Annotated in this window: 10 protein-coding genes and 1 pseudogene; 5 read left to right on the top strand and 6 right to left on the bottom strand. The window is 64.9% G+C overall.

Features of this window, described 5'->3' with window-relative positions; translation table 11 throughout:
* Nucleotide 1 precedes the first annotated feature (1 nt).
* The 6 genes from FG94_RS13355 to FG94_RS13335 form a co-directional block, all read right to left on the bottom strand.
* On the bottom strand, nt 2-1999 hold the full coding sequence (locus FG94_RS13355; protein WP_081925976.1) for a DUF2235 domain-containing protein: 1998 nt from the start codon (nt 1997-1999) through the stop codon (nt 2-4).
* Entirely contained in the window at nt 1996-2742 is a 747-nt protein-coding gene (locus FG94_RS26640; protein ID WP_081925975.1) for a DUF3304 domain-containing protein, read from the bottom strand. Before FG94_RS26640 ends, FG94_RS13355 begins: the two co-directional genes overlap by 4 nt.
* Nucleotides 2726-3559: a DUF4123 domain-containing protein gene (locus FG94_RS26045; RefSeq protein ID WP_051996640.1), complete on the bottom strand. Its 834-nt coding sequence runs from the start codon at nt 3557-3559 to the stop codon at nt 2726-2728. The genes FG94_RS26640 and FG94_RS26045 overlap by 17 nt, the downstream gene beginning before the upstream one ends.
* A 1-nt stretch (nt 3560) precedes the next feature.
* Nucleotides 3561-6338, bottom strand: a complete 2778-nt coding sequence (locus tag FG94_RS13345) for a type VI secretion system Vgr family protein (RefSeq protein ID WP_036212377.1) — start codon at nt 6336-6338, stop codon at nt 3561-3563.
* Between the two features lie 78 nt (nt 6339-6416).
* The gene (locus tag FG94_RS13340; protein WP_036212375.1) at nt 6417-7601 is read right to left on the bottom strand and encodes a triacylglycerol lipase; all 1185 of its coding nucleotides are present in this window, start codon (nt 7599-7601) and stop codon (nt 6417-6419) included.
* Between the two features lie 144 nt (nt 7602-7745).
* The gene (locus FG94_RS13335) at nt 7746-9005 is read right to left on the bottom strand and encodes a dienelactone hydrolase family protein (RefSeq protein WP_051996638.1); all 1260 of its coding nucleotides are present in this window, start codon (nt 9003-9005) and stop codon (nt 7746-7748) included.
* 258 nt (nt 9006-9263) lie between these two features.
* On the opposite strand from FG94_RS13335, the gene FG94_RS13330 reads away from it, so the two are divergent.
* The 5 genes and pseudogenes from FG94_RS13330 to FG94_RS13310 form a co-directional block, all read left to right on the top strand.
* The gene (locus tag FG94_RS13330; protein ID WP_036212374.1) at nt 9264-10934 is read left to right on the top strand and encodes an MFS transporter; all 1671 of its coding nucleotides are present in this window, start codon (nt 9264-9266) and stop codon (nt 10932-10934) included.
* Nucleotide 10935: 1 nt separating this feature from the next.
* Nucleotides 10936-12021, top strand: a complete 1086-nt coding sequence (locus FG94_RS13325) for an HlyD family secretion protein (protein WP_036212373.1) — start codon at nt 10936-10938, stop codon at nt 12019-12021.
* Nucleotides 12018-13391 carry an efflux transporter outer membrane subunit gene (locus tag FG94_RS13320; RefSeq protein WP_036212372.1) on the top strand — a complete coding sequence of 458 codons (1374 nt, stop codon included), beginning with the start codon at nt 12018-12020 and terminating at the stop codon, nt 13389-13391. The genes FG94_RS13325 and FG94_RS13320 overlap by 4 nt, the downstream gene beginning before the upstream one ends.
* A complete protein-coding gene (locus tag FG94_RS13315; protein WP_036212371.1) occupies nt 13388-14017 on the top strand; it encodes a tRNA-uridine aminocarboxypropyltransferase in 630 nt (209 codons plus the stop codon). Before FG94_RS13320 ends, FG94_RS13315 begins: the two co-directional genes overlap by 4 nt.
* 94 nt (nt 14018-14111) lie before the next feature.
* Nucleotides 14112-14351: pseudogene (locus tag FG94_RS13310) on the top strand (radical SAM protein); the annotation flags it as partial.
* Nucleotides 14352-14662 lie beyond the last annotated feature (311 nt).

The raw sequence follows: 14662 nt of genomic DNA, 5'->3' as shown, positions 1-14662 counted from the left end.
TTTACGAAATCAGGTTGGTGTCGCTTCCCGCGTAGATCTTCCGGTAGCGCAGGTAGCCGGCTTTCGACATCAGGCCGTATGAGCGGTCCCATGGCTCCCGGCCTCCAACCTGGAAGCGGGGAATCTTGTTCGTTCGGGCATACTCGTCTGCTAGGCGCTGCTCCTCCTGCGTCAGTGTCGACCTGTGGTCGGACTTGCCGACGACGACAGCCAGTGACTCCTTGCGCTGCTGTACGCATCGGCGCAGATATGCGTGCATTTCTTCTTCATTGGCTGGCCCGTTCAGTTTGAAAGAAGCTCGCGAGTCATGAACGTAATTGTCGAACAGGTCGAGGCTCGCTTCGCACGGATGTGCGAGTGCGTGCCAGTAGGTCGCGATTTCTTCCCACTCCGCATCATGCAAGTCGCCGAACCCCGGGCGTTGGAATGCAGGCTTGAAATGCGCTCCTCGCAACTGCAGCCATGCACTGAATGCCCTGATCTCGTCATCGAATTCCAGCGCTGCGCTGTGCAGGTCGTTCTGATGAAACGTGGCGGCCCGTAGAAAGCTCCCGCTGTCTTGCAGTGGCGCTTTCCCGGTCACCCTGCGGTGGACGCGCCACTCGATCTGCTTGCGTATATGCTCGCGCACGATGCGGTGCAGGGCCCCCTGCTTTTCCGTGCAGGTGTCGAGATAGGCATTGAAGGCCTGGATCGTCTCCCTGCTGACTGCGAACTTGGCCTTGGTGGCTTCCGTCGCCAGTTCGAGTTTCAGTGGTACGCCGCTCAGTCGAGCCTCCTTGTACATCATGATCAGGGGGATCCGCGACAGCATGTCCGCACCATTCGGATCGGAGCCTCGCCCTTGCTCACGCGGGCAATACCCACCACCGATGTCGGAGTGCACGCCGGGCACCACGACCTCCTTGCAACCGGCGGGAACGGCGCCGTTCACCGAGATCGAATCGAGGGGAAAGCTGCGCCTGAGTTCGTGCGCGGCGACCAGGTGGAGGCATTTCATGCCAGTGGGGACGCGCAGGCTGTCTTCCGCATCAGCCCAGGCGCCATGGCCGTTCTGACCGGCCACCGTGTTGCCCGCTCCGACAGAGGCAACCGTATCGAAGATACCGAGGAAATCGAACTCCACCGGAAAGCCGCCGAGCGACATCCGTTTCGCGCCGCAAAGCTGCGCATCTAGTCGGCACAGGGTGTGGAGCCAGTTTGCAAAGACCCGTGCCTGGGTCGCACCGCGGGAGAAACCGAATATCGAGATGTAAATCGTCTTGACGAGGCCTGGATCTTTCTTTGCCGGCTTACCAGTACGTTTGTCGATCCAGTGGGGCGCGACCGCCCTGTGCAGCCGAGTCAGCATTCCGCTCAACAGGAATTTCGCCAGCGTACCTACTGCGGAGTCGACGACGTCGGCATCGTCGTCCTGTCGCCCGTCCACCGCCCGCCTGGTGTTTTTCGTGAGCGACAAGGTCGAGAGCAGGCTCTCGATTTCAGGCGGCGGGAACAGCGGGGAACCGAGAAAAAAGCGATGCACATTGTTGATCGCCTGCGCCAGCGCCCAGATGATGCGACGCTCGCCCCAGCGGCCGGTACCGCCTCCCAGGACCCTGTCGCTCCCGGCGCCGCTATCCTTGACCAGCGAGAATTCCGTACCGACGCCAGGAACGTAGACCCGGAAGAAGTGCTTGTGCTCCGTGGGCTTGTATTCCCAGTCGGTGGACTTTGGGAGCACGCCAGGAACGCTCATTCCCGGGAAGCAGTCGTACAGGCGGGCGATGTTCGAATGGTCTTTTGTTTTTTCGGCGGCGGTGTAGTTGTTGCCTGTGCCGTCGAAAAAGAAGCCGAAGAATAAGTTAGTTTCGCATGAGGATCTTGGTGAGCAAATTGGTACGGTTTCCCTATTGTTAAACTGTTTAAGTTCCATTTTTTGTGCCTTGTCAAAAAAGGCGTCAGGTATGGAGGATTTTTCAAATTCAGGGCCGACTCGTGTAGAAAGAAATGCATTCATGGTTTGGCTTTCATGATTTCTTCAAGATCGCTTCTGCTTCGCTTGAGCCCTTCAATGTAGGTTTTCTTCAGGTGTCTGATATAACGCGGATCATTAGGGCCTGTAAATCCTGTTATTTCCGAGGAGCTGTATTCAGTGTCGTGTTTCCACATCTTTATTACATGATTGTCTGGATCTTGCTCCAGCTCTTTTAATAAGGATTCGAAAGCATCAACATAGGATCTCTCGACGTCGCGATAGATCTCCCATCTTTCACGCTGGTACTGAACAGATGGGACCGGCCAACCTTTTATCTCGCCGGGCCAAGCAAGATGATCCGGCTGAACATTGCTGGAAACTACGCTGATCTTTCCTTCACCATTTCTGATGACCCAAAGCTCACCAGCCTCGGCATACTCTGGCACTTCGACCTCGTGTTCTTCGGTCACCTCTGGCAGGCTCCCGTCAGGCAGCTTCTTCAGCCAGTGAGTCGTCGTGAGTCGTACTTTGGTGCCCGGTTTCCACTTCCATGGGAGCACGGCACAGCAGGTTGTACCACCGCCTGCGAAAGGGGCAATATGTTCGCCCCCGATAGTTTTTTGCGGGTTCTCGGGATCGGAAATGAAATAGCTGAATTCGCGGTCGCTGTAGTTCACACCGTGCAGACTAACGCTTGCATGCGAGCTCCGGTATTGCGAAAGAGCGACGCCAACCACGCCTGCAACACTCAGTACGCCAACGAGAATCTTATGTTTCAGTTGCATCAGCCGCCTCCATCAAGAGCGCGTGTGACTCCCACGCCGTGAACAATCGCGCGATGTCCGGTTCATCGTCCCGTTTACCGTGCGCCAGCAGCCAGCCACACCAGCCGACGATGTCACCGTCGCCTAAGCCGGCTTCGAGAGCCGGCGCAAGTGCGGAGGAAACCAGTGCATGGGCCTGCGACGGGCGGTACGCACTACGATGGGGATGATCGGCGAGCCGCGCCAGCACCTCGTCGGCGCGGCTGTCTTCCACCAGCAGCGCGAACCGGGCATCTTCGAGTCGCGGAGCGGTAGCGATGGGCTCGCCCGATCCTTCGAGCGCAAGCGTCTTCCAGTTGCCGTCTCTTCCGATGTAGCTCCAGCTCACGGCAGACCCGGTGAGCTGTCCGCGCTGCGCGCGCTCGAGCGTCTTCACGATGACGGGAAGACGCCGGGTATCGGCGAAACGGAAATTGAAACGCTGACCGTCGGCTTCGACGATGCACCATGCCGCCAGCCGTGCCGCCAGGTCCGGCCATGGTTCCGGCGATTCGATCACGCTGACCATGGGCCAGCCCTGGCACTTGCGCAGCACGGCCCTGAGCGCACGGTCTTCGGGATCGAAAGGAACAATGAAGGGCGACACGTCCAGCGTGCTCGGCCCGCTCGCCGGCAGGCCCTCGAACAGAAGCGCCTTGCGGTCGACGCCAATACGTCGGTGCAGGCCCGGTACGAAGGCGCCATCGACCAGCACATGCAGTGCGTGAGCAGCGGGACGGTCGCGAAAGCGCTGGTGCAGTATGTCGAGCCAGTCTTCGGCAAATGGATCGGTCAGCATCTCACTCCACCATGGAAAAGGCCGAGCCCGCTGCAAGGGCGCGCTTGAGACATTCGACGCACACGCTGCGGGGTAGGGCAGGCATCGGATAGTTCAGTTGCTGCGGGTCCGTCAGGCTCTTCTTGTTCGCATGGACGCTGAGTTTGCCGGGACATTGCACACTGATGTTCCCGCCATCGATCGTCAGGCTAGCGCCGCCGGCGGTCGACAGCACGATCCGCTGCGCCGCAGCCCAGTCGATGTGCGCGCTGGCGCTGACCAGCTTTACGTCATCGCGTGCCTGTACGGAGAACGCGTCCGCCTGCGCCTGCAGGCCGATCTCGTCCTGGGCGGCGATCAGTTGCAGGCCGGCGCTGCCCGCGCCGGAGTCGGTGGCGCCTGCCAGCGCGCCGATGGCCTGGCCGGTGTGCAGCCGAAGCCCTGCGCTGCCGGCCAGCTGGGTGTTCTGTACGCTTACCAAGGTGACGGTCTCGCCGTTCGCCAGTTGCAGGCTTCGCCCGGCGCTGGCGCCGAAGACGTCCTTTGCGGATACCGTAACGAGGGCAGCGCCGCTCTCCGTCTGCGGCGCCGACACGGCATTCGACATCGCCGTGACTGATCCGCACTTGCCGTCCAGGACGCTTGCGTTGGCCTTGACGCTGCCGGCGTGAGCCGCCAGTCCCACGGTCTGATGAATCGTCGCTGCGGGGTGCAGCGTGCCAGCCGTGGCAGCTGCCTGCCGGATCAGGCTGGCGCCAGTCGCATTCTCACCGGCGACATCGCGCGAGGCTGCATCGTGCCTGAGCTGCCAGCTCGATACCAGCAGCCCCGATCCGCCGCGCGCCGCGCCATACCTGTCGGAACGCAGCTCGGCGCCGCGCCCTCGCGAGCTGCCACGGTAGTTGTCGGCGGCGTGGAGCAGATGTCCAAGATTCAGCTCGGTCGCCGACTGGGTAGTCCTGAGCTGGGCGCGGCCTTGCCCATCGCTGTCGTCGATCAGCAGCTGGTTATAGCCGCTCCCGCCAATCCCGGCCGCGCGCAGACCCCATTGGGCAGCCCCGTTGCGGTGACCGTCGGTGTCGCTCGACGCACCATGCCATGCCGGGCTGTTGCCGCCAGCGAGGTTGGCCTGTGCCGAGTACGCATGGTCGTGCGCACGCCGGAAGCATTCCCGATCCTCCGGCGCGCCGGCCTGGCCGCCCGGCGTGGGCGCAATGCCGCCTTCACCCCGGCCGTTGTACACTGCCCCAACCACGACCGGCCGATCGATATCATTTTCGAGGAACTGCACCAGTACTTCCTGTCCGACCCGGGGAAGGAACTGGCACCCCATGCCGCTACCAGCCAGGCGCTGCGCGACCCGTACCCAGCAGCTCGCATGTCCGCTGTCCTGCCAATGGAAACGGATGCGAATGCGTCCCAGGCGATCGCAGTAAGCGTCGTCAGCCTTGTCTGGGCGGTCGTTGCCATCGGCGCCGATGACAATCGCAGTTTGTGCGCCATGTGCGGTCGGCCTTGTCTTGATGTGGTCCTCTCCCTGGTGCAACTGCAGACGCCATGGAACCCCTGCCGGAATTGCATCGAAGCAGTTGGCATAGCCGGTTTTCTGGGCCTGCTCGATGACCTGGGCCAGGCCGTCCTGCCGGGCGCGGACAGCCTCTTCCAGCAGTTCTGGAAGCGGGCCGAACAGTTCGGCAAGGGCGAGCTGCGCGGGCGGTGGCATGTTGTTCACGCCAATGCTCGTGACGTGATGGATGGTGAACCCGGCAGCATCGCCGAGCCGCCCCAGTGGCATGCCGGTGACGGTCAGCCGCGTTCCCGCGCGCATGGTACGAACGGTGGAGCGCCCTTGCCACAGCTGCCCCCTTGCTTCGGCAGCTTGCATCTGCAGATCGGCATGGCGCCGCGCCGACGCCGCGTCGGTGAATGCGTACTGCCCGGGAGCGTCGTAGCATTCGAGTTCGGGCGGCGATTTGGCCTTCGTGACGGAAAGAGATGCCGCGCCGACCAGTTGCTTGGCTTTGTAGTCAGCGCTTTGGAGGGTCGTCAGCGAGGCGTGCAGGCGCTTGTGCTCCACCAGCGCCTGCACGGTATCGTGGTGTTCTACAGAACTTGCGTTGTGATAGCGGACGCCGGCATCATCGCGGCAGCTTCGGTCATCCGGTACTGCATCGAGCGAGGTGCTGTCGGTAAACAACACCAGGCCAGGACCGTCTTCCGTTTGCTCGGTTCGCCAGCCAAGGCCTTCTTCGGCCAGGAGTCGGCGCACGAAATCGAGGTCCCGTTCGCGGTATTGGCAGCAGTAGCTGCGTGACGGCACAGTAGCCATATACGACGCGGTATCGGCGCTCCAGCGCCAGCGCGCTGCGGGCCGGTAGGCGGCGAATACCTCATCCACGATCTCCACGATCGTCTTGTCCTGCCACACACGACTGTTACGGACATGTTCCAGCCGCCATATCCAGGGAGAGATACGGAGTCGGTATCGTGCCAGCCCGCCATCGCTGCCAAGAATGGATACGGCGCAGATTTCGCCGCCGATGCTTTCCTGTTCTCCGTCCGCGAGGGTAATCTGCAGCGAGGCCGGTTGGCCCAGCAGGGGCTCCGCTTCCAGATAGGCGTCGGTGGATAGCGCAACGACGTCGCATACCGGAATGTCGAGCAAAGCGTCCTCGGCAGCGAAAGCCTCGACAAGAAGTGTGGAACACGGGGCGTCACCGATTTTGAACTCGAACAGCCTGGTCGCGCTCGAGAACTCCGCAAGCGTAGCAGTGATTTGATCGGTCAAGTCGCTGCTCATGGCAGACGCTCCATTTTTCAAATGAAACGTCAGCCACGATACGTTCGACTTAGGCGAAGGCTATTGCGTCAAGTCATCTTACAAGCTGAAGATGATGTCGCTGATCCGCTCATACACCGGATTTGCCGACGGCCCCGGATTCGGCCAGTTCAGGATGTCGAAGTGGTCATACCCCTTGTAGGTGCCGAGGAAGTTCCAGGTCCCCTTGACCGACTTGCCGTCGTAGTTCCGCACCGGATGCCCCGTCGGCGCCCGCATGCTGGCCGTGTTCACCACCCCGTCGTTGGGAAACCACTCGCTGTCGATCGCTACCCGCCCGGCGCCTGTCTGGGTATAGCCGCCCAGGCCGTTCTGGAGCACCGAGGGCACGATCCATTCTCCCGCCATGGCCTTGAAGGCCGGGATCATGTCGAGCCGCGGGTACTGGTAGAGCGTCGTCTGGATCGGCGCAATCACGCGGTCGGTCTCGTTGCAGCACCAGCTGCCGGCTTCGGTCGCCTGCGTGCCCACCGAGTAGTAATAGATGTGTGGCGAGGTGCGCGCCCACAAGTTGAATTCGCGCGCACCGTCCGGCGACAGCTCCCAGTTCGCCCAGCGGTGCTTGAGCAGGTCGCCGAGCGGTGACTGCAGCGGCGGCACCACGTTCAGCACGGCGTCGGCGAAAGTGGTGCCGTTGTGGGGCGTCGAGATGGTGGTGACGCTGCGTATCCAGCCCACCTTGCCGCCCTTGAACAGCTCGTGGCCGCCTTCGTCGTCTGGCGAGCCGTGTTCCAGCAGTTCGATCAGGGCGCGGATGGTCGTGCCGCCCTGGCTGTGGCCGATTAGGTGGACCGGATGCTCCGCATCCCAGGCCGGGTAGAGCGCGAGCGGGTAAGCCTCCGGGTTGTTCTTCGGATCGGCGGCCCAGCACTTGCCGGCAGGTTTCTGCTGCTGGCCCGGCAGGCCGTACTTGCGCACGTGCGCGGCGCCGTAGTCGACGCAGCCGCCCTTGATCTGGGCGTACAGGTCGGCCGCGCGGTCCCAGTTGGAGCTGATCGGGCCGACCACGGCCGCGAACACCGTGCGCGGGCCGCGGTAGACCTGCATGTGGGAGGCGATGTCGCCGTAGCCGCCCCAGTAGTTGAAACCGCTGTGTTCGAAGGTGTCCGGGCCGAAGCCGAGGAAGCCGTGGACCAGGATCACGGGGTGGTTGTTCGCGGCGCTGGCCGGGGCGCTGGCGCACAGCGCGGCCAGCGCCAGCAGGGCGTGGATGATGCGAAACATGCAATTCTCCGAAATGACGTCAGGGCCATTGTCGGAGCTGCGGGCGGGGCGCGGTTTGCGCTGGGTCGGACTCTTGGCGGCTGTCAGATTTTACGCACAGAAACAGTGCGTCGCAGGCTTGACAGCCGCCCAGCCCGCGACAAGCTAGTTGGTGGCCTTGTTGGAGCCGATCGACGTCGTCGGCGCCGACGCCGTCGGATCCACCGCCGGCTTCGGCACATCGATCACCGACGCCGTGACCGAGGTCTTCTCTGCCTGGTCGAGGTCGCCGGTCCAGACCACGTAGTCGTCCACCGAGTACAGGCGGCACGGTTCCTTGCTCTTGGCAGTGCAGGTGGCCAGTGCGCGGCCGTCCGGGTCTTCGCCTTCCTCGGCCCAGGTCCAGGCGCCGCTCGGCGACACCGCGAAAGCGCGCGGGGTCATCTTGCTCAGGTATTCCTGGTAGGCGCGGCGGCCGTTCTCGGACAGGAAGGGCACGGCCTCGACATCGTCCACCTGGGCATAGTCGGTACGCGCCGGGCTCGGCGGCGGCGGCACGTCGTGGATCACCTTGGTCGGCATGCCGACCTGGGCCAGGAAGCGCATGGTGTCGTCCAGCCATACCTTTTCGCCGTCGCGGCTGGCCAGCATGCCGTGCGAATCGCGCTTGAAGGCCGGGAACTCGACCAGGCGGCCGCGGCCGCCGGCCTGTTCGAACGCCGCGTGCATGCGCTGCGCCAGCTCGGGGCCGAACAGCGAGTCGTTCTGACCATACATCCACAGGGTCGGCAGTTTCGTCTTGGCGCCGTATTCGGAGAAGGCGGTCACCAGCGCCGAGCGCCAGGCGCAGCGGTCGCTGTCGTCGCGCAGGCCGCCGGCGAAGTTGATCAGGCCGCGCACGCCCGGCAGCTCCTTGGTGCCGAGGGCGATGGTCGCCAGGCCGCCATAGGACTGGCCGGCGATCACGATGCGGTTGGCGTCGATCCATTTCTGCTGGCGCGCGTAGGCGAGGGTGGCGGCAATGTCTTCCGCCTGGGCATAGCCGTTGGCGGTCATGTCGCAGCCGAAGTCGCGGTAGCGGCCGGTCGAATTGGCGAAACCCTGGCGCATCGGCACCATCACGGCGTAGCCGCGCTTCACGAAGGCGGAAGCCATGTGATAGAAGCGGTCGCGCGGCTGCAGGTTCGGGCGGCCCGGATCCTTGCCGTGGTTGATGATGATGAGCGGGAAGGGGCCCGGGCCGTTCGGCTGGAACACGGTGGTCTCGAGCATGGCGCGGCCCTGCGGGCCGGCAGGCACCTGCTCGATGTGCTCGTTCATGCGGTGATCAAGTTGCAACTCCTGCTGCACGGCGATCCCTGGGGTCAGTGCGGCGGCAGCCAGGGCGGCTGCCAGGATGTTGCGGAGCGTGAAGCGTGGAACCATGGTGACTCTGTCTCGACTGCGTACCGGGTGAAACAAACACGGAAGAATTTCCGCATGGCATAAATTGATTCTAGGTACGTAGAAAAGGCAGGGCAATACTCAATCTGGCAATTCCGAAGGTAAATTTTTGTGCCGTAACAAAGTGATCACGTGTTCCTTATCTTTATTGCGCCGTTCACGCCCCAGCCACCGTCCGACGTGGTTTTTCGTGAACGGTTATCATGCAAACCTGGCAACGAAAGGTAGAGGAATGATCGGATGAGCAAGTACGCGCCGCGCGAGTGGGCGCCCGACGAGAAGCCGATGCTCCCCGGCTCTCCGTCCACGCCCGCCCATCCGACACCGCTGCGTTTCGCCTACCTCATCGTCGGCATCCTGATCACCATCACGGGCGGCCTCGGCAATGCGCTGGTGGCCGTCAACCTGGTCAACCTGCAGGGCACGCTGGGCGCCTATTCCACCGAGACCGCCTGGCTGCCGGCCGTCTTCGTGATGGCCAATGCGTCCATGAACCTGCTGCTGGTGAAGTTCCGCCAGCAGTTCGGGCTACGCCTGTTCACCGAATTCTTCCTGGTGCTGTACGCGCTGGTGACCTTCGCCCACCTGTTCGTCAATGACCTCGGCTCGGCCATCGCGGTGCGCGCCGCCCACGGCATGCTGGCGGCGGCGGTGTCGCCGCTCGGCCTGTACTACGTGCTGCAGGCATTCAAGAAGGAGTGGCGCCTGCGCGGCGTGGCGCTGGCGCTCGGCTGCGCCCAGCTGGCGCTGCCGCTGGCCTACCTCTTCTCCAACGACCTGCTGCAGATCGCCGAGTGGCGCGGCCTATACATGTTCGAGCTGGGCCTGGCCATCGTCTCGCTCGGCGCGGTGCTGATGCTCAAATTGCCCCCGGGCGACCGCTTCCAGGCCTTCCGCCCGATGGACTTCGTCACCTTCGCGCTGTTCGCGCCCGGCATGGCGCTGCTGTGCGCGGCGGTGAGCTTCGGCCGGGTGCGCTGGTGGTTCGAAGCGCCCTGGATCGGCGTTGCGCTGGCGGTCTCGATCGTCCTGCTGGCGGCGGCGATCTGCGTGGAGCACAACCGCGCCAACCCCTTGCTGAACATCCGCTTCTTCACCAATGCGAACATCCTGCGCCTGGCGCTGTCGATGATCCTGGTGCGCATCGTGCTGTCCGAGCAGAGCGTCGGCGCGGTCGGCTTCCTGCGCCTGGTGGGCCTGGACAACGACCAGCTGCAGACCCTGTTCGCCATCGTGCTGTGCGCGACCATCGCCGGCGTGGTGGTCTCGGCGCTGACCATCAACGTGCAGCACCTGATGGCGCCGCAGGTGATTTCGCTCCTGATCATGGCGCTGGGCGCCTGGCTGGATGCCCACGCCACCAACCAGACCCGCCCGGAACAGATGTACCTGAGCCAGAGCCTGCTCGCCTTCGGCGGGACGCTCTTCCTCGGACCGCTGGTGATCTCCCTGATCGGCACCGTGATCGCCAATCCGGCCAACCTGATCAGCTTCTCGGTGCTGTTCGGCCTCACGCAGAACCTGGGCGGCCTGCTCGGTTCCGCCATCGTCGGCACCTTCCAGGTGCTGCGCGAGAAATACCATTCCTCGATCATCGCCGAACACCTCAGCAGCCTCGACCCGCTGGTGGCCGGCCGCATCCAGTCCGGCGCCGCCGCCGTCGGCCAGCTGGTGGCCGACCCGGCCGCGCGCACCCGCCAGGGCGTCGCCTCGCTGGCGGCCAGCGCCACGCGCGAAGCCAACATCCTGGCCTACAACGACGTGTTCCTCGTCCTTTCCATCCTGGCCGCCACGGCCGCCGTGTGGATCTTCGTGCACGCGGTCTGGCTGCATTATTTCCCCGCCCCGAAACCCGTGCCGGCAGTGCGGCCGCCCGGGGCGCCGCCGCCACCCGAACCGGTAACAGACTGATATGCCCGAACCATCGACAAGCCCCGTCAACAAACGTTCGCGCCGCATCCTGCTGAGCGCACTCGCCTTCGCCGCCATCGCCCTGGCCGGCGTGCTGATCGTGCTCTATGCCTGGCAGCTGCCGCCTTTCCGCACCACGCTGCAAAGCACCGAGAACGCACTGGTACGCGGGCAGGTGACCATCATCAGCCCGCAGCTGAGCGGCTACGTGGTGGAGGTGCTGGTGCAGGACTTCCAGCCGGTGCGCAAGGGCGAACTCCTGATGCGCATCGACGACCGCATCCCGACCCAGCGGCTGGAACAGGCGCGCGCCGAACTGGCCACCCGCCGCGCCGCGCTCGAGAATTACGCGCAGAGCAATCGCAGCGCGCAGGCGACGATCGCGCAGAACCAGGCGACGCTGGCATCGAGCGAGGCACAGGCGCGCCGCGCCGAGGCCGACCTGCGCCGGGTGGAGGAGCTGGCGGCCGACGGTTCGCTGTCGGCGCGCGAGCGCGATGCCGCACGCGCCACCCGCGCCCAGGCGGTGGCTGCGCGCGACCAGGCCAGGGCGGCGCTCGAGATCGCGCGCCAGAACCTGCGTTCGGTCGGCGTGAGCCGCGCTTCCCTGGAGGCCGCGGTGGCCAATGCCGAAGCCGCGGTGCGGCTGGCCGAGATCGACCTGTCCAATACCCACATCCTGGCGCCGCGCGACGGCCAGCTGGGGCAGGTGACGGTGCGCCAGGGCGCGTTCGTCAACGCCGGCGCCCAGCTCACCGCCCTGGTGCCGAACACGCTCTGGATCATCGCCAACATGAAGGAAACGCAGATGGCCAATGTGCGCCTGGGCCAGCCGGTGAGTTTCACGGTGGACGCGCTCAACAACGCAACCTTACGTGGCCACGTGGAGCGGATATCCCCGGCGACCGGCTCGGAGTTCTCGGTGATCACGCCGGACAATGCGACCGGCAACTTCGTCAAGATCGCGCAGCGCATCCCGGTTCGGATCAGCATCGACCCGAACCAGCCGCTGGCGCAGCGCCTGCGGCCCGGCATGTCGGTGGTGGCGACGATCGACACCGCCCAGGCGAACAAGGAAGCGCGATGAAGAGGGCGGCCTTGCTCGTGGCGCCGCTGGTGCTGGCCGGCTGTGCGATGGCGCCGCAGCCGGCGCCCGCGCCGACCCTGCAGGTGCCGGTTGCCTGGCGCACCGCGCCCGCCGCTGACGCAGCGGTCACGCGCGACTGGTGGAAGCATTTCGGCGACCCGCAACTGGACATGCTGGTGCGGCGCGCCCTCGACAACAACGGCGACCTGCGCATCGCCCGCGCGCGCCTGCAGGAATATGCGGCGCGCGTGCGCATTGCCGGCAGCGCGCAGCAGCCGTCCCTGAACTTCTCGTTTGCGCCGACGCGTGCGCGCGCCATCGGGCCGCTGGGGCAGCCGGTGGAAGTCACTTCTCTTGTAGGGGCCGTGCAGGCGGCCTATGAACTCGACCTGTTCGGGCGCCTGGCCAGTACCACGCAAGCGGCGCGCTTCGACGCCCTGTCGCAGGAAGCGGCCTTGGAAGCGGCCGCCCTGTCGGTGGCCGCGAATACCGCTTCCGGCTACCTCAATTTGCTAGGACTGGATGCCCAGCTGGCGTTGGCACGGCAGACACTGGCCTCGCGCGAGCGTTCGTTCGCGCTGGCGCGGCACCAGTTCGAAGTCGGCTACAGCTCGCGCCTGGAGATGTCGCAGGCCGAGGCCGAGCTGCACGCCACCGCCGGCGTGGTGCCGCAGCTGGAACGCGCGATCGCGCAGCAGGAACAGGCGCTGAACCTGCTGGCAGGCGGCAGCCCCGGGCCGGTGGCACGGGGCGTGCCGCTGCTTGCCCTGCGCATGCCCCTGCCGGCGCCCGGCCTGCCGTCCGAGCTGCTGCGGCGCCGGCCCGACATCGCCCAGGCCGAGCGCGCGGTAGCCGCCGCCGACGCCAGCCTGGCGGCGGCGCGCGACCAGCTGCTGCCCTCGATCCGGCTCACCGCATCCGCCGGGCTGGAGGGCGCCAGCGTGGCGCGCCTGCTGCGCTCCCCGGTGGAGCTGTGGAGCATCGGCGGCAGCGTGCTGGCGCCCCTGTTCGATGCGGGCCGCCTGCGCGCCCAGGCCGAGATTGCGGGAACGGTGCGCGACCGCGCCATCTACACCTACGAGAACGTGGTGCGCGGGGCTTTTGCCGAGACCGAGAACGCGCTGGCCGGCATCGACGGCCTGCGGCGCCAGCTGACCGAGGCCGAAGCGCGACGGACGGCGGCGAATGAGGTGCTGCGGGTGGCGCACAACCGCTATGCGAACGGCTATGCGTCCTACCTCGAAGAGCTGGACGCCCAGCGCAATGCCTTCGGCGCCGAGAACACCGTGCTGCAGCTGCGCGCCAGCCTGCTCGCGGCCCACGTCGACCTGTACCGTGCGCTGGGCGGCGGCTGGTCGCCTTCGCTATGAGCGGGGTATCCGTGAAACGTGCGCGCTGCGCCACCTGCCTGCGCGCGCAGTCGGCCTGCATCTGCCGCTGGATCACCCGCGTCGAGCCGCGTGCGGCGCTGCTGGTGCTGCAGCATCCGCTCGAAGTGGCCAATGCCAAGAACAGCGCGCGCCTGCTGCACCTGAGCGTGGCCGGAAGCAGGCTGGCGGTGGGCGAGCAATTCGACAGCGCCGAACTGGATGCGCTGCTGCACGCGGATGGGCGGGTGCCGGTGCTGCTGTACCCGGACACGCCGGGCGACGCCAGCCTGCCGGCGCCGCCGCCTTTCGAGGCGATGGCGGCGCAGCGCCTGCGCCTGGTGGTGCTGGACGCCACCTGGCGCAAGAGCCGCAAGATGTTGTACCTGAACCCGGCCCTGCAAGCCTTGCCGCGCCTGGCGCTGGTCGACGTCGCGCCCTCGAATTACCGGATCCGCAAGGCGCATGCGCCGCACCAGCTGTCTTCGCTGGAGGCGGCGGCGCTGGCGCTGGCCCAGCTGGAAGGGGACGATGCCGCCTTCCAGCCCTTGTTCGACGCATTCGACGGCTTCGTGCAACAGCAGGCCGCCTATGTGCCGCCTGGTGCGCCGGACTTGAAATCCCGCTGAGGGAGGCGTACCATACTGTATAAATATACAGTATGGAGCCGACGTGCCCGACCGCAACCAACCCAGCCAGCGCCAGCCCGTGGACGAGCAGCCCATGCTCGGCCCGCGTCCGCTCGCGGCGCGCAAGGGGCGGGGCGCGGTATCGAACCTGCAGGGTCGATACGAAGTCAATGGCCGCGAAGAATTCGACGACGGCTGGGAGCGTGAGGAGGACGAAGCCGCCGGCATCAAGACGGTCGTCACCGACGAGCACGCCAAGAGCATCCTCTCGCGTAATGCTTCGCCCGACATCCCCTTTAAGGTCTCGCTGAATCCGTATCGCGGCTGCGAGCACGTTAACAATGAAGCTCCGATGCGTGACTAGTAGTGGACCTTTCCACGCAGGCATGAGATTATGCACAGGAAATCTTGTGTAACTATCAACAGTGCAGGCAGGCGTGTCACGAAATCCCTTTAAAAAAAACCTTGTGGCCTCTAACGAGGGAAGCGAAACGAAGTTAGTAACAACACTTTCCAACGGCTTTGTTGAGCAAATCGAGTGAAGGCCGAGCTGACGCTGTTTGTAATCAGTTTTATAACACTGGGACCGTGACCGGGGTACCCAGCCGAGTGAAGCGGTTGAGCACGGCAGCGCGTATCTGCAAT

This window comes from Massilia sp. LC238 (genome assembly GCF_000735635.1).
Taxonomy (GTDB): domain Bacteria; phylum Pseudomonadota; class Gammaproteobacteria; order Burkholderiales; family Burkholderiaceae_D; genus Telluria; species Telluria varians.
The sequence above is the reverse complement of the archived record's forward strand: the minus strand, read 5'-3'. Positions and strand labels throughout refer to the sequence as shown.